The sequence below is a fragment of the Pseudomonas sp. SG20056 genome, from assembly GCF_031764535.1.
Taxonomy (GTDB): Bacteria; Pseudomonadota; Gammaproteobacteria; order Pseudomonadales; family Pseudomonadaceae; genus Aquipseudomonas.
Genome location: NZ_CP134499.1, coordinates 210717 through 227890 on the forward strand (window position 1 = coordinate 210717; position 17174 = coordinate 227890).

Consider the following 17174-nt stretch of genomic DNA (forward strand, 5'->3'; position numbering starts at 1 on the left):
TATGCCCAAGGGCCGGCACCTGGTTATCGGGGTGCCGTTCCTCTGGCTGTTCCTGTTCTTTATGTTGCCGTTCTTCATCGTTCTGAAGATCAGCTTCGCCGAAGCCGACGTGGCCATCCCGCCGTATACCGACGTGTACAGCTGGGCGGAAAACAAGCTCACTCTGATCATCAACCTGGGTAACTACATCTTCCTCAGTGAGGATGCGCTGTACCTGGCGGCCTACATGGGTTCGCTGAAGATGGCCACGATCAGCACCCTGCTCTGTCTGGTGATCGGCTTCCCCATGGCCTACGCCATTGCCCGTGCCGACAAGGACAAGCAGATGGTCCTGTTGCTGCTGATCATGATGCCGACCTGGACGGCGATCCTGATCCGCGTGTATGCCTGGATGGGCATCCTCAGCAACAACGGCCTGCTCAATGGCTTCCTGATGTGGCTGGGGCTGATCAACGAGCCGTTGCAGATCCTCAACACCAACCTGGCGGTGTACATCGGTATCGTCTATTCGTACCTGCCATTTATGATCCTGCCGCTGTTCGCCAACCTGGTAAAACACGACCAGAGCCTGCTGGAAGCGGCCGCGGACCTGGGTTCGAGCACCTACAACAGCTTCTGGAAAATCACCGTGCCGCTGGCCAAGAACGGCATCATCGCCGGCTGCATGCTGGTGTTTATCCCGGTGGTCGGTGAGTTCGTGATTCCTGAACTGCTCGGCGGCCCGGAGACCCTGATGATCGGCAAGGTGCTGTGGCAGGAGTTCTTCAACAACCGCGACTGGCCTGTTGCCTCTGCTCTGGCTGTGGTGATGCTGGCGATCTTGATCGTCCCCATCATTCTGTTTAACCGCAACCAAGCTAAAGAAATGGAGGGTCGGCCATGAAGCGTTTCAGTTTCTCCAACTTTATGTTGTGGGCCGGCCTGACCTTTATCTACCTGCCGATGCTGATCCTGGTGCTCTACTCGTTCAACGCCTCGCGGCTGGTAACGGTATGGGGCGGCTGGTCGGTGAAGTGGTACGTCGGCCTGCTCGACAACACCCAGCTGATGAACTCGGTGATGCGCTCGCTGGAAATCGCCTGCTACACCGCGATTGCCGCCGTAGCGCTGGGCACCATGGCCGCCTTCGTGCTGACCCGCGTCACTCGCTTCAAGGGGCGCACGCTGTTCGGTGGCCTGGTCACCGCGCCGCTGGTAATGCCCGAGGTGATCACCGGTCTGTCGCTGTTGCTGCTGTTCGTGGCCATGGCCCAGCTGATCGGCTGGCCTGCCGAGCGTGGCGTGCTGACCATCTGGATCGCCCACACCACCTTCTGTTCTGCCTACGTGGCCGTGGTGGTGTCGTCGCGGCTGCGTGAGCTGGACCTGTCCATCGAAGAAGCGGCCATGGATCTCGGCGCCAAGCCGTGGAAGGTGTTCTTCCTGATCACCATCCCGATGATCGCGCCTTCGCTGGCGGCCGGCGGCATGATGTCCTTCGCCCTGTCGCTGGACGATCTGGTGCTCGCCAGCTTCGTTTCCGGGCCGGGCTCGACCACTCTGCCGATGGAAGTCTTCTCCGCCGTGCGTCTGGGTGTGAAGCCGGAAATCAACGCCGTGGCCAGCCTGATCCTGCTGGCGGTGTCCTTCGCCACCTTCCTGGTGTGGTTCTTCGCCCACCGCGCCGAAGAGAAGCGTAAGAAGGCCCTGCAGCAGGCCATGGATGAAACCACCGGTGCCGCGCTGATGAACGGCCCGGACAGCCGTCGTGACCCATCCCAGGTGCATGCCTGATCGCACCTCGTCGTAACCCACAAGGGCCGCATTAGCGGCCCTTGTGCATTCTGCTGCAGTACTGACCAGTCAGCCCGGCCAGTGTTGCGCCGCCCGCTGATCTTGGTTACAACCTCCGCTATCAGCCGTCCGGATTACCTGCCATGACCGACTCGAACAGCGCCGACAGCGCGGTGTACAAGACCCTGCTGGAGTCGACCAAGGCCATCCCCTGGAAGATCGACTGGGCGAGCATGACCTTCGCCTATATCGGCCCGCAAATCGAAACCCTGCTCGGTTGGCCGCAGGCCAGTTGGGTTAGCGCCAACGACTGGGCCGAGCGCATGCATCCCGAAGACCGCGACAGCGTGGTGGCCTTCTGCGTGTCGCAGTCCCAGGCCGGCACCGACCATGAGGCCGACTACCGCGCCCTGACTCGCGATGGCGATTACGTTTGGATACGCGATGTGGTGCACGTGCTGCGTAACGAGGCCGGCGAGGTCGAGTCGCTGATTGGCTTTATGTTCGATATCAGTGAGCGCAAGCAGACCGAACAGCAACTGCTGCAACTGCAGCAACAGCTCGAAGAGCTGTCCTACCTCGATGGCCTCACCGGCGTGGCCAACCGGCGTATGTTCGACAGCCGCCTGCAGGTTGAGTGGAGCAACGCCCAACGCACCGGCCAGCCGCTGTCACTGATCCTGCTGGATATCGACTACTTCAAGGAATACAACGACCACTACGGCCATATCCAGGGCGACGATTGCCTGAAAAGTGTCGGCCAGGCTCTGAGTGGCGCCGCCGTGCGCCCGCGTGACCTGATGGCCCGCTATGGCGGTGAAGAGTTTGTCCTGCTGCTGCCAGAAACCGATGCCCAGGCCGCCGCCCAGGTTGCTGAACGCTGCCGCCAGCTGATTCGAGAGCAGAACATCCAGCACGCCCACTCTCAGGTTAGCCCGCTGCTAACCTTAAGCCTCGGCGTCGGCACCCTGAGCCCTAGCCCACTCGATCAGCCCCAGGCCTTTCTCGAAACCGTGGATCGTTTGCTCTACCAAGCCAAACACCAGGGCCGCAACTGCGCGGTGTTGGCTACTGCGCCCTAAGTCTCGGCAGACGTAGGGTGGATGACGCTCTGTTCATCCACCACGATTGCGCTTCGATATTTCAGGACGGCATGAGGCTATGCGGCTTAGCGCTTGATACGCAACGCCAGCAGGAAGATAAGCGTCGCGCTGATTACCACGATATCCATGATGATCGCTGCAGCGGCCTTGCTCAGAAACGCCTGGCCATAAACCAGCACCAGGGTTACGAAAATCGCCTTGCTCGTTGCCGCGATGGTCGCGCAGAAAGCGCGATGTTTTTCGTTCAGTGCGCCATAAATCAGGATCACGCCCATCAGGCCAACCAGCGCTGACCAGCTGCGAATCACGATGGATTCCAGCTGGCCGCTAAACGCCGCGCCAAACATCGACTCAAGCGCCGCCTGCGGCGCGAACAAGCCGTAGAACATGCTGGCGGTAAGCACGCCGGACACCAGCATCAGCCACTTGAAGTTCCCTATTACAACGTTCATACATTCCCTCGTGTGCGGCATTTGGGTGGATGTGGTGCCCAGTGTAGGGCGTTCTATTTGCCGGAAAGCCGCTGTTTCAGCAGGGTTATGTAGGCGTTAAGTGTTGCAGCCGTACCTGCGGGTGCTCCATGCGCTCAACCCGAAACAGCGGCCACTTTGGCCCGTGCCGCGTGCAGCTTCTTGTAGCTCTCGATCAAGCGCAGATGGCGGTCCAGCCCCTCCAGCTGCATATTGGTCGGCGTCAGGCCATAGAAGCGCACGCTGCCATCCAGCGAGCCGAGCACCGCGTCCATGCGCTCATTGCCAAACATACGGCGGAAGTTCGGTTCGAAGTCGCTCATCTCCAGCTCATCGTCTAGCTGCACTTCCAGCGCCGCGTTCAACGCCTGATAGAACAGGCCGCGCTCGACGGTGTTGTCGTTGTACTGCAGGAACATTTCCACAAGTTCTTTGGCGTCGTCGTACTTCTTCAGGGCGAGGTGGATCAGCAGTTTCAACTCCAGAATCGTCAGCTGGCCCCACACCGTGTTGTCGTCGAACTCGACGCCGATCAGCGTGGTGATATCGGTGTAATCGTCGACATCGCTGTTTTCCAGGTTGCGCAGCAGAGATTTCAGGCCGCGATCATTCAGGCTGTGCAGGTTGAGGATGTCCGCGCGGAACAGCAGCGCCTTGTTGGTGTTATCCCAGATCAGGTCCTCAACCGGATAAATCTCCGAATAGCCCGGCACCAGGATGCGGCAGGCCGTGGCGCCCAGGTGCTCGTACACCGCCATATAGGCTTCTTTGCCCAGCTCTTCGAGGATGCCGAACAACGTTGCGGCTTCCTGCTCGTTCGAATCTGCGCCCTGGCCGGAGAAGTCCCACTCGACGAACTCGTAGTCGGCCTTGGCGCTGAAGAAGCGCCACGACACCACGCCGCTGGAGTCGATGAAATGCTCGACGAAGTTATTCGGCTCCATCAGTGCCTGGCTTTCAAAGGTCGGTGGCGGCAGATCATTCAAACCCTCGAAGCTGCGGCCTTGCAGCAGCTCGGTCAGGCTGCGCTCCAGCGCCACCTCAAAGCTTGGGTGCGCGCCGAACGAGGCGAACACGCCGCCGGTGCGCGGGTTCATCAGAGTGACGCACATCACCGGGAATTCGCCGCCCAGGGACGCATCTTTCACCAATACCGGGAAGCCCTGGGCTTCCAGGCCCTGAATGCCGGCAACGATGCTCGGGTACTTGGCCAGCACATCGGCTGGCACGTCCGGCAGGCACAGCTCGCCTTCGAGGATTTCGCGTTTGACCGCACGCTCGAAGATTTCCGACAGGCACTGCACCTGCGCCTCGGCCAGGGTATTGCCGGCACTCATGCCATTACTGAGGTAGAGGTTTTCGATCAGGTTGGAAGGGAAATACACCACCTCGCCATCCGACTGGCGCACAAACGGCAACGAGCAGATGCCGCGCAGGGTGTTGCCGGAGTTGGTGTCATACAGGTGCGAGCCGCGCAGCTCGTCGTCTGGGTTGTAAATCGCCAGGCAGTAATCGTCGAGAATCTCTGCCGGCAACGCATCCTTGGGCCCCGGCTTGAACCAGCGCTCGTCCGGGTAATGCACGAACGCCGCATTGGCGATCTCCTCGCCCCAGAACTGATCGTTGTAGAAGAAATTGCAGTTCAGCCGCTCGATAAACTCGCCCAGCGCCGAGGCCAGCGCGCTCTCCTTGGTTGCGCCCTTGCCGTTGGTAAAACACATCGGCGACTGCGCATCGCGGATATGCAACGACCACACGTTGGGCACGATATTGCGCCATGAGGCGATCTCAATCTTCATGCCGAGCTTGGCCATGATGCCCGACATATTGGCGATGGTTTCTTCCAGCGGCAGGTCCTTGCCGGGAATGTAGGTGCTGGTTCCCGCCACTGGCATCAGCAAGGCCTGAGCGTCGGCATCCAGGTTGTCGACCTCTTCGATGATGAACTCAGGACCTTGCTGAACCACCTTCTTCACCGTGCAGCGGTCGATGGAACGCAGAATGCCCTGGCGATCTTTCTCGGAAATATCCGCCGGCAATTCGACCTGGATCTTGAAGATCTGCGCGTAGCGGTTCTCCGGATCAACGATGTTGTTCTGCGACAGGCGGATGTTGTCGGTGGGGATATCGCGCGTATCGCAATACAGCTTCACAAAGTACGCCGCACACAGCGCCGAAGAGGCCAAGAAGTAATCAAACGGCCCCGGCGCCGAGCCATCGCCCTTGTAGCGGATGGGCTGGTCAGCCACCACCGTGAAGTCATCGAACTTGGCTTCAAGTCGGAGGTTGTCGAGAAACTTGACCTTGATTTCCATGCGGGATTACCAGAATACGGGCTAAACGAATGGCGGCCATTATCCGGGTTTTCGGTGGGAAGTGGTGCGCGCTGCGGGATAGGACTGACGAGCGCGCAGTGCTGCTGACGCCGACTGCAGGACTCAGCTTGAAGGGCGGGTGTTAGGCCACCCCAGTGGGCGAAGCGAACGGTTTGCACCAGTTGTTAGGTGTGGGCCTGAGCCGCGCGCTACAAGTTGTTGCACCTCGATAGCCAGTAATGCTGTCGCTTTAAATAGCTGATTCATGCTGTTGCGCTGTTTGATGTGCTCTTTCTGCTCGGCAACTGCGAAGCGCCCCAGCGCTAGTGCGATGCAATGATTGGCGTGCAAGGCAATTAAAAAAGCCAAGATGTTTTGCGCCGCTCGCGATTTCCAATGCGTCCGTATTCCTTTGCTTTGTTAGGTTAAGAAATTGAAAATCATATAACTCATTGCAGCTAAAAGAGCTGGTGCAGTGAGAATGTTGAATAATGAATTAACGATTATTTTGCCATTTCTCTCGGATAGACTTACTGAGTCTCCTATTTTGTAGATGTGAACTAATAACCCATTGTCAGCTTCAAATTTGCAGTCAACACCGTTTGAGTCTTTGTAGGAGATCTCAAGTAGTGTTGATTTTGCTGTGCCCGTAAGGCTTCTGTTCCTAGTGATGAGGTTAGTAACTACACCCAAAATTCTGTTACCCGTGAATAGCATGTGTAGCCTGTAAGCTAATAAGGCTATGGCGAGTAAAAATAAGGAGTAGCTTAAAGCCGTGAAGTACCAATGCATACCTTTGCCTTGTGAAAGTATGGAGTAGTTTGTTTACCTAACGATTAAGCTAAGGGGCGGGCTTTAGCCCGTCCCAGTGAGCGAAGCGAACGTTTTGAACCACTAGTTAGGCGGCCTGCAAACCATCGCTATTTCTCCAATACAATGTTGATTCGTACTGGAATGAAACTACAAAATTAGCATCTGACTTGGTTGTAAGGATTTTTATAAAACGTTCTAAATCACCAAGCGCAGAAAAACCTTCTGGCTCCGGCCCTTTTATTCGTATGTAGCAGCGAATAGCTACAGGGAAGGTCATGCCTTTAGTGTCTTCCGCGTATAGCGTATGGTCATTTAGTTCGCACGCGGCCCTCACTGATAATCCGGACTCGAAAATTCCTTCCACCGTATGGTCGTCATTGTCTGTATCCAGTACGCCGAGTTCACTCAATGTCGTAGAGATAGTGGTTATTGAAAGTCGCTCATCGGCTTCAAGGTGAATGTCGAGACTCATTTTTTTAGCCTAACGTATGGTTAAGGGGCGGGCTTTAGCCCGTCCCAGTGAGCGCAGCGAACGGTTTGAACCAATTGTTATGCGATCACGACTCGGGCTGCATATATGATTCAAAATTTTCGATGTAATCATCAAGATTTTCTTCAAGCATTTTACGAAACTCGCGAACAAAATATTCAAGAGTTTCCTGCTTGGCTTCGGCCATTTCTTGTCCGCTATTCCAGCCGCACGCGCTAACCCAAGCATTAAACCTAGCGGTAGCATACATATTTGATGCGCTTACTTTTCCCTTGCCAATCTCTTCAGTTATCTGGCCGTTAGATAAGTGAATATGTGCATCAGCTCGCTCATAAAACGCGTTGTCTACTTCTTGCACGATGCTTCCTTGATTGCATAACGTTGGGTTAAGGGGCGGGCTTTAGCCCGTCCCAGTGAGCGGAGCGAACGTTTTGAACCATTTGTTAGGCGCGGACTTGAGCCGGGCGTTGCAAGTGGTTGCGCCGCGATAGCCAACAGTGCTTTTGCTTTAAATGGCTTCTGCATGCTGTTGTGCTGTTTCATGTGCTTTTCTGCTCCGCAATTTTGGAGCGCCTCTGCGCCGGCACGATGTAATGACTGACGTACAAGGCAATTGCGGAACCAAAATTTTTGCGCCGCCCGCGATTTCAAATACGCCAAATTCCTTTGATGGGAAACACACGGTTTTGAACTATTGATTCCGCGATTTCCCATGCGGCCGCATTCCTTTGCTTTGTTTGCCTAACGATTAAGCTAAGGGGCGGGCTTTAGCCCGTCCCAGCGAACGGAGTGAGCGATTTGAGCGCCTAGTTAGAGGCTTTGGCGCTGAATATTTGTTCGTCAATGCTTTGTGCCTTCGCTATTGTATGAAGGATCATCGCGGCGGCCAATAAGCCAAACTGAATGCTACCCAAAACATCAATTTTAATTGGTGCCGCAATTAGATTGGTACTGACGGCATAGAGTATTCCAAGTATAGAGCCGCTGAGTATAGATAGTGACCCTAGAACGAAGAACATGAAGTTATTGCTAATGTTTTCGCTGAATAATTCTTTTTTTGCTTTTTCTCTTATAATTGTCACGAAGAGAAATGAAGAAAGAAATGACCATTCGGGCATGGTAAACCAACTTACTATAACGCCTTCAGTTGTTCTATAGTTAAAGGCTGTAAGGATTATTATGCATATTAATATTGGCGTAAGCATGTAAAGTGTTTCTAGTGCCGCTAAAATATATTTTTGAGTGGTGCTCATTACTTGTGAAGCCTCTAACGTTTGGTTAAGGGGCGGGCTTTAGCCCGTCCCAGTGAGCGAAGCGAACGATTTGAACCAGTTGTTAGAAGCCATTACGCGCCGGTGCTCCAGGAAAACAGAATGAAAGAATTTTGAGTCTCGTACAAAAACTCCATTTCGTTCCATTCGTTCGCTGATGCAATGACATTGCTGTTTGGCAAGGGCCGCCACAACTCATGAGGTTCTGATAATTTATCTCCATTTAAAAATACTCCCCAATGATCAGGGTTGTACATGCTGTTGGAGCTAATTTTATTTTTGATGCGAGATTGTATTGAAGAAATTATGTCCTCAATTTGAATCAGTGCGTCGCTAAATGATATGTCTTTGGCTTTATTTATCTCTGGCAACAACCATTTGTTAGCTAGTAACTCAAGATCATTAGCGCTTGTTTCGTTTATGAGCCACTCCTCATAAAAGTGAAGTGCATGATTTAATAGCGTAAAAAACGCTATAGCTTTGTGCGATACCTGATTTTTCCCGCAAGCAAAGAGGTTGGCCGAGCACAGTGCCTCGTCTTGGGTTCTAAATTCCAAGATGTCGACGCTAATCTGTAGTGACTGGACAAGCGCATTGCTAAGAAAATTTTCAGAGCTGCCCAGTTCGATAAGGTTGGCTGCATTCATGCTCTTGGCTTCTAACGTTTGGTTAAGGGGCCGGCTTTAGCCGGTCCCGAGTGAGCGAAGCGAACGACTTGAACCAATTGTTATGCATAAACACATTGTCCCTGATTAGTATTGGCTCTAATTATTGGGCTGTGCGGAGTTGGCGTTTGTGCGTGATTTTATGAATAAATAGAGACAGGGAATTAATATGGTTGCCGGTACAATAATCAAAAGTGTCCACCATAACGAGCTGTGATATATCTGGAATGCCTCAATTATGAGACCTGCTAGCGCTAGGCCGAGGCCAATTCCAATAATAATGTCACCACGCCCTGAGAGGCGACACAGAAGAAGTGCTGAGTTGACAATTAAAACTAATAGATATTGCGCCAGAATCACGCATATGAATGCGAGGAAGTAGGCTGAAATAAACTCGGCTATACCCCATAACAAACCATTGCCGTATTCGACGCTCATGTATACAAACGGCATTGATAAAAAAGCAAATGCGATTGTTACAATCCTAGTGTGGAATACCTGCTCTCTTTCAGTGTCTGTCAGGTGCTTTAGATCATAATCTATTCCGTCCGACATATTTACAAGCTGATCTAATCCTATGTATTTGATTGCGCGCTCTATTCGATCAGAGGCTAATTTTGAGAAGTCATTGTTGTATATGTGGATGACTGTCAGTGCGATGCCGGTGATTTCTAATATTAATGCTAGAACTTGTAGTTGATCCATGCTCACTGCTGGTTATCCTTGCATAACGTTTGGTTAAGGGGCGGGCTTCAGCCCGTCCCAGTGAGCGAAGCGAACGGTTTGAACCACTTGTTAGGTTTCAATTGCACAGTCTCGTTCTTTAGAACTCGATTACAGGCTGCTTCATACTCATGTCTGATGGGAAAACTGGATGAAGCGCTTGAGGGTTCTTTTTAAGTGCTAGCTCAACGAATTTTTTGTCTTCTTCAAATGTGTGCATGATTTTGAATTTTTTGATACCAAGCCTCTGTGACCTTATTGTGTCGTGAAGAGAACTTGCCCTGAAACTAATGGTTCTCATGAATAAGGAGTACAGCTCGAAATCGAATTTGCTGTATATCTGGTTGATTTTTTCAATTACTACAGGTGAGTTTTCTATGCTGGGCACTATTTTTAGAGCTTCGATGATTTCATCTTTCTTTGCTTTTGCTGAAGGTACTACCTGATTTTCGCTGCATAGTTCTTTTAGGTCGCTGACTTTCAATTTTTGCAATAGTATTTCTATGCTACTGGAGTCGAAATTTGGCCTTACTGGGAATCTAGATGGAAATTTTCCAATTTCTATAAATACTCCTTTCCATTCTTCGTATTCACACCATTGCCATTCTTTATCTTTGAAGTGCTCTTCCCATACGCTGGAATAGTAACCTGACATATTGAGGAAGCCGCCTTCGCTGCCTTTTATTACGCGAAGTATTTTTTCTCCTGCGCAAGCTTCCAGCCCCTTAATGTCCTTGATCATTGAATCAAAGATTTTGTCATAGCACTCATACAGCTCTTTGTCTGGTGTTATTGTTGGAATTGGAGAGCTTGGCTCGCTTGCTTTTATTGTGCTACTGGCAGCTCTGTTTTCCTTGCTTTTATTCGGCCGTAGAAAGTCAAAAAAACCCATAATAAACTCCTGTTTTATTGCTCTTAGTGGGCTTTAAGGCCGGTTTATTCTTGAGCTGCTTGAAACCTAACGTATGGTTAAGGGGCGGGCTTTAGCCCGTCCCAGTGAGCGAAGCGAGCGGTTTGAACCAATTGTTAGGCTGGCGTCGCCGGGTGAGTTACGAGAGACAATCATGGTCTTCCAGTTCTGGCTCTGAATAAACATTAATTTTATATTTTTTCTGAAGAAAACTTATGACTTGTTGAATGTGCGGCCCGGCGTCAGCAGATTTTATTTGATGTTTCATTGATGAGAATGTATCTATTATAACTTTATGCTTGTCTATGTGTATCCAAAACCAAGAGTCAGTTTGCAGCCCGCACTCGATGCTCTTGAAGTGCTCCAGCAAATATTTCTTTAGCCCCTCATGAAAGTCCCAGTATTCTTCTGGATATTCAAATTCTGCGAATATCATTGGGGCTCCTGCATAAGTGCCTAACGTTTGGTTAAGGGGCGGGCTTTAGCCCGTCCCTAGAGAGCGCAGCGAACGGGCTTGAACCGCTTGTTATAACCTACTGCGGAGGCGTGAGATGCCTTAATGCTTTTTGCATGTTTTCTACAAGAACAACAGTGGTTTTTTCATTCACCTCTGGCGCTTTAGCTATAAATGATTTCCCAATTGGAGAGGAAAAAAATTCAGTGATAGCTTTGAGTTCGTTCACCGTGTAGGACTCTTCGTATATTTTTGTTGTAGGTCCAACTAGCGCCTCCCAGGCCATGGCCTCCCTAAAATATTTTTCAAATCCAGGTGTTTGTGCTACTGGGTTTCCGGCAAGCTGTTTTATGTAAGCATCAACTATTAACTCATGGTTCTGCTTGGCGTTTGTTACCTCTAACATCTCTAATACTAAGTCATGCTTTTCACCCCCGTAAGCAGAGGTAGCAAATGCTAAGCATAGTCCGAGTGCAAACTTCATGTTTTTCATGCGTATCTCCTTGGTTATAACGTTCGAGGTGAGCGACACGAAGTGTTCGCTCTAGTGAGTAGTTATCCGACGATTTGCACTCGCCCGCGAAGCGGGTCGGTAAATGCAGGTAAAACTCAAGGGAGAAAAAATCAAAAAACAGCGATTTCCAGCGAAACCAAACAGCGCTGTTCGCCTTAACAGCAGTTAAGCGATAGCGCTGTTTGGTTTCGCTAATTAGCATATTTTTTGCTTTTTGGTCACCTTGATTCCATGTCATTTACGTGTCCTTGAACGCCGATTTCCCTATCGTTGGGTAACGTTTGGTTAAGGGGCCGGCTTTAGCCGGTCCCGAGTGAGCGAAGCGAGCGACTTGAACCATTTGTTAGGCGAATTCTGACACTATGCATATGACAGTAAGGCCTAATAATATGGTTATGAATATTTTATTTATTAAGCTCTCGGTGCGCCGACTACTGATTTTGTGCTCTGGATAAATTATTGGCCATATTTTATTTGTGGCGGCAAGCAGTAGTATTTCTGGGGTGATCGGTATGCGGTTAACCTGCTGATATGGTGCTGGCGAGAATAGAGCGCCGAAATTTAACCCCTCTTCATTGTGGTGAAAATACCAGCAGTAGTTGTTCATGGAAACGTTGTATCTTGATGAAAAATCTTCCATTAACTCAAAGAAATCATCTCCGTCTATGCCAAGGTCATAGCATAGATCAGCTTCTGGAGTAAGTTTGCCTTTGCTTACTCCTTGGCTTTTTTCAAGGAAATTGTAGATTTCTTCGATATCCATATTCGCCTAACGTTTGGTTAAGGGGCGGGCTTTAGCCCGTCCCAGTGAGCGAAGCGAACGGTTTGAACCACTTGTTAGGGCGCTGCATTGATTTTTCCCTGAAACAGCTCTAGTAATTTTAGGCAGTACTGCGCAGCCTCAATGGGTGATGAAACTCTATATCCACTACGATTGACCGCGATGACTACAGACTGATCTCCGCCTGTGCCTTGCTCAGCACCCGTAATTAAGCAAGTGACAATTTCTTTGGCGAATACTGGATCTTCTTCCGCTAGCTCTGCCATACATAGAGCAGCTTCTTCGAGAGTTCCTTGATTCACAAAGGCCCCGAAAATATCTTCCAATGTTGCTGGGTATGGCATGTGGTTGTTAGCCCTAACGTTTGGTTAAGGGGCGGGCTTTAGCCCGTCCCAGTGAGCGAAGCGAGCGATTTGAACCAGTTGTTATATTTCAGTGTTGAATTTACCGAGATAGACAAGTGATTCGGTGCTTTCAGGTTCCCTTAGATTTTTCTCATTTGACGTGGTTCTGAGGTCGCCATATATGGATTCAGTGCCAACTATTATGTAGTGACTGAAATTTTCAGAAGATTTATTTTTTAGAATGCATTGTTCATCTTTGCTTTTAATGAGGCTACTGATATAGGCTAAGTCGGTTGCCAGTTCAACAAAATCGGAATCCATATAAAACCCCAATTCTTGTTTAAGTCGCCAGCTAGGATTTCTCTCTTCCCAAGCCTCGTAATCACTATCGCTTGCGTCAGTTGAAGGCTCGGGCTCCCACTGCTCAAATGCAAATTCTTGAGCTTCTGCTTCATTCTTAAATTTTCCGGCAAATAGATAGAATGAATAGAACATCGACTTTGACTCTGAAATATAACGTTTGGTTAAGGGGCGGGCTTTAGCCCGTCCCAGTGAGCGAAGCGAACGGTTTGAACCAGTTGTTAGGTGCGTTAGCCTGAGTGAACACTTTTAAAATACTCTGTTCGCTCAATAGTCATTCTTAGCTTACATTCCTCTACTTGGACGCCCTGCCAAGGAGATGGGGTGGATGATATTCCTATGAATTCACACTCGGCATCTCTAAATTTAAGCCAAGCCCTTTGAGCTGAACGAAATAAGCTAACAAGTTCGGTGTTTGGCCAGTTCTGGCGTAATGCAGTTTCTTCTTCTTCGGTTCTTTTTATGGCTTTTTTGTATTCTATATTCAATTGTTCGTCAGCGAGTTTGTTCTTTTGAGTTACACACATATGCCCTGCCATGACTCCACCGCCCTGAGTATTGCAAGGGTCACTTTCCTCAGCGCCAAAGGCTGCTGCTGAAAAGAAGAAAAGTAAAAAGTAAATTGCTTTCAAATATACACCTAGCATCTAACGTTTAAGCTAAGGGGCGGGCTTTAGCCCGTCCCAGTGAGCGAAGCGAACGATTTGAGCGCATTGTTAGGTGTGCCCAGTGATTTTATTATGAATATGCTGTTCAAGTTCATTAATGAATTTTATAAATTCAAAGTCGATGACCTTAAGTCGTCTTGCAGACTTTATTAGGCCTTCCGAAATTCGGTTTGCGATGTAGCAGTTAGCGGAGCTTTGATTGCCGGAAATGCTATTCTGGTTTATGACCAAACTGAGGTCCCATAATTTATGCTCCGGATGATATTTTGTACGATCCTTTAGATTTTTGCTTTCTGGTATAACTATTAGCTCGATAAATACTTTATTGATTGAGTCGCCATAATCCTCGCTTTCGAAATTTGATAGGCGAGGCCCGGTAATTATTTTTATAAACTCTATTGGGGCGCTCCAGCCAACTGAAGAGAAAGATACGTCCATGTAAACACCTAACGTTTGGTTAAGGGGCGGGCTTTAGCCCGTCCCAGTGAGCGAAGCGAGCGATTTGAACCACTTGTTAGGCGAAATTAAGTACTAATGTTGTCTCGTATGATAATGCTGATAATTTCATTGCTCTCAGTTTCGTAATAAATATTATACAGTTTAGAGTTTATTGCAAATTTCCGGGCTGGATGAGTGTTAGGCATGCCCGGTATCCTGATGCTCGGTATATCTTTATAGATTCCACCTAGCTCTATTGTTGCTTCCGCAATAGAACGTGATAGTAAATAGTTATTAACTATGTGGTCTTCGGCGGCGAAAAAGCCATCAGCTTCTTTGAGATAAATTCGGATGTCTGATATTTCGCCGCTGTTATCGGCGTGAAAGCAGATGCCCAATTCGGGCAGCTTTAAAAATTCATCGCTTTCTATTTTTTGATATTCTATGATTTCAATAAGTGACCTTAGTGTTTTCAGTGCGGCGATTATGTCGCCATTCAAATAGTCATCAGGAGTTATTGTTGTCATCAAAGGTTTTGCCTAACGTTTGGTTAAGGGGCCGGCTTTAGCCGGTCCCGAGTGAGCGAAGCGAACGACTTGAACCAATTGTTATGCATAAACACATTGTCCCTGATTAGTATTGGCTCTAATTATTGGGCTGTGCGGAGTTGGCGTTTGTGCGTGATTTTATGAATAAATAGAGACAGGGAATTAATATGGTTGCCGGTACAATAATCAAAAGTGTCCACCATAACGAGCTGTGATATATCTGGAATGCCTCAATTATGAGACCTGCTAGCGCTAGGCCGAGGCCAATTCCAATAATAATGTCACCACGCCCTGAGAGGCGACACAGAAGAAGTGCTGAGTTGACAATTAAAACTAATAGATATTGCGCCAGAATCACGCATATGAATGCGAGGAAGTAGGCTGAAATAAACTCGGCTATACCCCATAACAAACCATTGCCGTATTCGACGCTCATGTATACAAACGGCATTGATAAAAAAGCAAATGCGATTGTTACAATCCTAGTGTGGAATACCTGCTCTCTTTCAGTGTCTGTCAGGTGCTTTAGATCATAATCTATTCCGTCCGACATATTTACAAGCTGATCTAATCCTATGTATTTGATTGCGCGCTCTATTCGATCAGAGGCTAATTTTGAGAAGTCATTGTTGTATATGTGGATGACTGTCAGTGCGATGCCGGTGATTTCTAATATTAATGCTAGAACTTGTAGTTGATCCATGCTCACTGCTGGTTATCCTTGCATAACGTTTGGTTAAGGGGCGGGCTTTAGCCCGTCCCAGTGAGCGAAGCGAACGGTTTGAACCATTTGTTAGCGGTTTATTTCAAGATATAGCTGACTAACAAACTCGGATATTCTGATTTTGGCATCGCGAATGAACTCTAGGGCGTCATTGTTTGACCCTTCAATGAAGAATTTAATTTCCTCTGAAATTCGAGTTACCTGAAGATATAAGTTTGGGTTGAGTTGGGCGTTAATCTCTTCGTTTGTCATTGCGTCAGTAATAATTACAGGGGTTGACTGATTTTTCCCTATTGGTATCCCGTTAAATGTTGAGTTTGTAAATGAAATAGTACTATTTCCGGATATTTTAACTAAGTTGCCGATGTTGACGCTGTCTTTCGTTTTTTTAATTTGCGGAGTCAGATTGTTGTGTTTATTGGTGTTTGTGTACTCGCACAAATCAATTAACCAGTTGGAACCTGAAGCATGTGGTTGTAGAGATTCAATGAGCTCGTAGATCTTTTGATTTTTCTGGGGAAGTGATTTGAAATTTTTGGCAAGATACGTCTGGAATAAAGCTTCGTTCTTTGCGTACGGAAAATACAGTTTCCCAGTTTTTTTCCGTAAACATGTAAGTAAATTTCCAGTGCGCAGTAATCGAGAATGCTGCGGAGGTGTTCTAGCACACTCTTAATTTTAGCTTTTGATATTTGAGTAACTGTGCTGTCAGTTTTTGCATTCTCATAAAGAACAGAAATAGTTGAAATGACCTCTTCAACTTCTTTCAGGATTTCTTCGATATCTGATGTTCGGGTCATGGTTTACCGCTAACGTTTGGTTAAGGGGCGGGCTTTAGCCCGTCCCAGTGAGCGCAGCGAACGATTTGAACCATTTGTTAGCATGTTGCCAGTGCTCATTGCAGAGGTTCATTAATGTTTTTTGCGCACAAAGGGCAATGGTGTATTTTTTTAGAAAGAGAGAAGAAGTTGCCAGTATTCATTAGTGTAGAGCCTACATAGCCTTTGCAAGCAGGACATTTGCTAGAAAACTTTATTGAAAGCATTGTAATAAAACCGATGATAAATGCAGTGAAAGCTAGCGGCGAGGGCTCACCGTTGTTTTCAATTTGGTACTGAGCTATGCCTGCTGAAATTAGTAAGCCGCTAAAAATGGAAGCGCTAGCTATTCGTATGCGAGTATTTATGACTTTCCGAATTGTCAAAGTTGCTCCCTTTGTTTGCTAACGATTAAGCTAAGGGGCCGGCTTCGCCGGTCCCAGCGAGTGAAACGAGCGATTTGAGCGCATTGTTAGGTGCGACTCGATAGCTGCAGTAGAAACTCACTAATGCTCCTCCTAAGCTCTAAATCATCCGTCATTATTGCTGCTTCGTTGGCCTGAGTAGCGTAGCTCCTAGCTTGGGAGGTATTACCCAAGCTAATGAACGCTTCGGCCATTGCGAAACTGATTGAGGAAATATACTCGTTAAGCCCCGCTGAGCGCGCATAACTCAATGCTTTTTCATAGAACCCAACTGCCAGCGCCGGGTCATTAGTGAAGTCGCCGAGTGTTTCCCATTGGAAGGGATGGTTCTTCCCTGCTTTTTCACTGCTTTCACAGAGGGTGACTAGCCGTTGATAGGCTGCCCACTGTGATTTTTTGTCACCTATTTCAGATGCATCGACAATATCTAGAACTATTTCATGAACAGCATCGTGGAGTTCTGGATTCATGCCGAAGGCACCTAACGTTTGGTTAAGGGGCCGCGGAACGCGGTCCCGAACGAGCGAAGCGAGTGACTTGAACCAGTTGTTAGGCATCAATTGCACC

22 protein-coding genes are annotated in these 17174 nt (G+C 48.8%); 3 read left to right on the plus strand and 19 right to left on the minus strand.

The annotated features are described in order from the left end of the window. Nucleotide 1 precedes the first annotated feature (1 nt). From RHP75_RS00935 to RHP75_RS00945, 3 genes are all read left to right on the plus strand, one after another. Nucleotides 2–883, plus strand: coding sequence for an ABC transporter permease subunit (locus RHP75_RS00935; RefSeq protein ID WP_311092011.1), 882 nt, complete (start codon nucleotides 2–4; stop codon nucleotides 881–883). After that, nucleotides 880–1773 carry an ABC transporter permease subunit gene (locus RHP75_RS00940; protein ID WP_311090066.1) on the plus strand — a complete coding sequence of 298 codons (894 nt, stop codon included), beginning with the start codon at nucleotides 880–882 and terminating at the stop codon, nucleotides 1771–1773. Before RHP75_RS00935 ends, RHP75_RS00940 begins: the two co-directional genes overlap by 4 nt. Nucleotides 1774–1916: 143 nt before the next feature. Further along, the gene (locus tag RHP75_RS00945; protein ID WP_311090067.1) at nucleotides 1917–2855 is read left to right on the plus strand and encodes a sensor domain-containing diguanylate cyclase; all 939 of its coding nucleotides are present in this window, start codon (nucleotides 1917–1919) and stop codon (nucleotides 2853–2855) included. An 86-nt stretch (nucleotides 2856–2941) separates the two neighbouring features. On the opposite strand, the gene RHP75_RS00950 is transcribed toward RHP75_RS00945, so the two are convergent. The 19 genes from RHP75_RS00950 to RHP75_RS01040 all read right to left on the minus strand — a co-directional run bounded on the left by RHP75_RS00950 (nucleotide 2942) and on the right by RHP75_RS01040 (nucleotide 17077). After that, nucleotides 2942–3328: a hypothetical protein gene (locus RHP75_RS00950; protein ID WP_311090068.1), complete on the minus strand. Its 387-nt coding sequence runs from the start codon at nucleotides 3326–3328 to the stop codon at nucleotides 2942–2944. A gap of 134 nt (nucleotides 3329–3462) precedes the next feature. Further along, on the minus strand, nucleotides 3463–5661 hold the full coding sequence (locus tag RHP75_RS00955) for an OsmC domain/YcaO domain-containing protein (RefSeq protein WP_311090069.1): 2199 nt from the start codon (nucleotides 5659–5661) through the stop codon (nucleotides 3463–3465). A 420-nt stretch (nucleotides 5662–6081) separates the two neighbouring features. Next, nucleotides 6082–6453, minus strand: a complete 372-nt coding sequence (locus tag RHP75_RS00960; protein WP_311090070.1) for a hypothetical protein — start codon at nucleotides 6451–6453, stop codon at nucleotides 6082–6084. A 106-nt stretch (nucleotides 6454–6559) separates the two neighbouring features. Continuing rightward, nucleotides 6560–6946 carry a hypothetical protein gene (locus tag RHP75_RS00965; protein WP_311090071.1) on the minus strand — a complete coding sequence of 129 codons (387 nt, stop codon included), beginning with the start codon at nucleotides 6944–6946 and terminating at the stop codon, nucleotides 6560–6562. Between the two features lie 85 nt (nucleotides 6947–7031). Then, complete coding sequence (locus RHP75_RS00970) at nucleotides 7032–7325, minus strand: DUF3144 domain-containing protein (RefSeq protein ID WP_409079752.1); 294 nt, start codon at nucleotides 7323–7325, stop codon at nucleotides 7032–7034. A gap of 445 nt (nucleotides 7326–7770) precedes the next feature. Further along, nucleotides 7771–8217 (minus strand): hypothetical protein, encoded by a 447-nt coding sequence (locus RHP75_RS00975; protein WP_311090073.1) that lies wholly within the window; start codon nucleotides 8215–8217, stop codon nucleotides 7771–7773. 92 nt (nucleotides 8218–8309) lie between these two features. Continuing rightward, a complete protein-coding gene (locus tag RHP75_RS00980) occupies nucleotides 8310–8882 on the minus strand; it encodes a hypothetical protein (RefSeq protein WP_311090074.1) in 573 nt (190 codons plus the stop codon). Nucleotides 8883–8999: 117 nt separating this feature from the next. Continuing rightward, entirely contained in the window at nucleotides 9000–9605 is a 606-nt protein-coding gene (locus RHP75_RS00985) for a hypothetical protein (protein WP_311090075.1), read from the minus strand. 118 nt (nucleotides 9606–9723) lie between these two features. Continuing rightward, nucleotides 9724–10515, minus strand: a complete 792-nt coding sequence (locus tag RHP75_RS00990; protein ID WP_311090076.1) for a hypothetical protein — start codon at nucleotides 10513–10515, stop codon at nucleotides 9724–9726. Nucleotides 10516–11066: 551 nt separating this feature from the next. Further along, a complete protein-coding gene (locus RHP75_RS00995) occupies nucleotides 11067–11480 on the minus strand; it encodes a DUF2059 domain-containing protein (RefSeq protein WP_311090077.1) in 414 nt (137 codons plus the stop codon). Nucleotides 11481–11844: 364 nt separating this feature from the next. Next, nucleotides 11845–12264: a DUF1493 family protein gene (locus RHP75_RS01000; protein WP_311090078.1), complete on the minus strand. Its 420-nt coding sequence runs from the start codon at nucleotides 12262–12264 to the stop codon at nucleotides 11845–11847. A 74-nt stretch (nucleotides 12265–12338) separates the two neighbouring features. Next, nucleotides 12339–12626, minus strand: a complete 288-nt coding sequence (locus RHP75_RS01005) for a hypothetical protein (protein WP_311090079.1) — start codon at nucleotides 12624–12626, stop codon at nucleotides 12339–12341. An 81-nt stretch (nucleotides 12627–12707) separates the two neighbouring features. Continuing rightward, nucleotides 12708–13121, minus strand: coding sequence for a hypothetical protein (locus RHP75_RS01010; RefSeq protein WP_311090080.1), 414 nt, complete (start codon nucleotides 13119–13121; stop codon nucleotides 12708–12710). Nucleotides 13122–13216: 95 nt separating this feature from the next. Then, entirely contained in the window at nucleotides 13217–13618 is a 402-nt protein-coding gene (locus RHP75_RS01015) for a lysozyme inhibitor LprI family protein (protein ID WP_311090081.1), read from the minus strand. An 84-nt stretch (nucleotides 13619–13702) separates the two neighbouring features. After that, complete coding sequence (locus RHP75_RS01020; protein ID WP_311090082.1) at nucleotides 13703–14092, minus strand: hypothetical protein; 390 nt, start codon at nucleotides 14090–14092, stop codon at nucleotides 13703–13705. 86 nt (nucleotides 14093–14178) lie between these two features. Further along, nucleotides 14179–14619 (minus strand): hypothetical protein, encoded by a 441-nt coding sequence (locus tag RHP75_RS01025; protein WP_311090083.1) that lies wholly within the window; start codon nucleotides 14617–14619, stop codon nucleotides 14179–14181. 118 nt (nucleotides 14620–14737) lie between these two features. Then, the gene (locus tag RHP75_RS01030) at nucleotides 14738–15343 is read right to left on the minus strand and encodes a hypothetical protein (RefSeq protein WP_311090075.1); all 606 of its coding nucleotides are present in this window, start codon (nucleotides 15341–15343) and stop codon (nucleotides 14738–14740) included. 467 nt (nucleotides 15344–15810) lie between these two features. Then, nucleotides 15811–16164 carry a hypothetical protein gene (locus RHP75_RS01035; protein ID WP_311090084.1) on the minus strand — a complete coding sequence of 118 codons (354 nt, stop codon included), beginning with the start codon at nucleotides 16162–16164 and terminating at the stop codon, nucleotides 15811–15813. Between the two features lie 490 nt (nucleotides 16165–16654). Beyond that, nucleotides 16655–17077, minus strand: coding sequence for a hypothetical protein (locus RHP75_RS01040; protein ID WP_311090085.1), 423 nt, complete (start codon nucleotides 17075–17077; stop codon nucleotides 16655–16657). Between the last annotated feature and the right edge of the window lie 97 nt (nucleotides 17078–17174).

Bases quoted from the DNA above. Each gene is read 5' to 3' on its own strand.
- RHP75_RS00955 (WP_311090069.1), bottom strand. From the start codon at position 5,661: ATGGAAATCAAGGTCAAGTTTCTCGACAACCTCCGACTTGAAGCCAAG.
- RHP75_RS00990 (WP_311090076.1), bottom strand. From the start codon at position 10,515: ATGGGTTTTTTTGACTTTCTACGGCCGAATAAAAGCAAGGAAAACAGA.
- RHP75_RS00995 (WP_311090077.1), bottom strand. From the start codon at position 11,480: ATGAAAAACATGAAGTTTGCACTCGGACTATGCTTAGCATTTGCTACC.
- RHP75_RS00975 (WP_311090073.1), bottom strand. From the start codon at position 8,217: ATGAGCACCACTCAAAAATATATTTTAGCGGCACTAGAAACACTTTAC.
- RHP75_RS01005 (WP_311090079.1), bottom strand. From the start codon at position 12,626: ATGCCATACCCAGCAACATTGGAAGATATTTTCGGGGCCTTTGTGAAT.
- RHP75_RS00985 (WP_311090075.1), bottom strand. From the start codon at position 9,605: ATGGATCAACTACAAGTTCTAGCATTAATATTAGAAATCACCGGCATC.
- RHP75_RS00945 (WP_311090067.1), top strand. From the start codon at position 1,917: ATGACCGACTCGAACAGCGCCGACAGCGCGGTGTACAAGACCCTGCTG.
- RHP75_RS00935 (WP_311092011.1), top strand. From the start codon at position 2: ATGCCCAAGGGCCGGCACCTGGTTATCGGGGTGCCGTTCCTCTGGCTG.
- RHP75_RS01040 (WP_311090085.1), bottom strand. From the start codon at position 17,077: ATGAATCCAGAACTCCACGATGCTGTTCATGAAATAGTTCTAGATATT.
- RHP75_RS00965 (WP_311090071.1), bottom strand. From the start codon at position 6,946: ATGAGTCTCGACATTCACCTTGAAGCCGATGAGCGACTTTCAATAACC.
- RHP75_RS00980 (WP_311090074.1), bottom strand. From the start codon at position 8,882: ATGAATGCAGCCAACCTTATCGAACTGGGCAGCTCTGAAAATTTTCTT.
- RHP75_RS01010 (WP_311090080.1), bottom strand. From the start codon at position 13,121: ATGTTCTATTCATTCTATCTATTTGCCGGAAAATTTAAGAATGAAGCA.
- RHP75_RS00940 (WP_311090066.1), top strand. From the start codon at position 880: ATGAAGCGTTTCAGTTTCTCCAACTTTATGTTGTGGGCCGGCCTGACC.
- RHP75_RS01000 (WP_311090078.1), bottom strand. From the start codon at position 12,264: ATGGATATCGAAGAAATCTACAATTTCCTTGAAAAAAGCCAAGGAGTA.
- RHP75_RS01035 (WP_311090084.1), bottom strand. From the start codon at position 16,164: ATGACCCGAACATCAGATATCGAAGAAATCCTGAAAGAAGTTGAAGAG.
- RHP75_RS00950 (WP_311090068.1), bottom strand. From the start codon at position 3,328: ATGAACGTTGTAATAGGGAACTTCAAGTGGCTGATGCTGGTGTCCGGC.
- RHP75_RS01030 (WP_311090075.1), bottom strand. From the start codon at position 15,343: ATGGATCAACTACAAGTTCTAGCATTAATATTAGAAATCACCGGCATC.
- RHP75_RS01020 (WP_311090082.1), bottom strand. From the start codon at position 14,092: ATGGACGTATCTTTCTCTTCAGTTGGCTGGAGCGCCCCAATAGAGTTT.
- RHP75_RS01025 (WP_311090083.1), bottom strand. From the start codon at position 14,619: ATGACAACAATAACTCCTGATGACTATTTGAATGGCGACATAATCGCC.
- RHP75_RS00960 (WP_311090070.1), bottom strand. From the start codon at position 6,453: ATGCATTGGTACTTCACGGCTTTAAGCTACTCCTTATTTTTACTCGCC.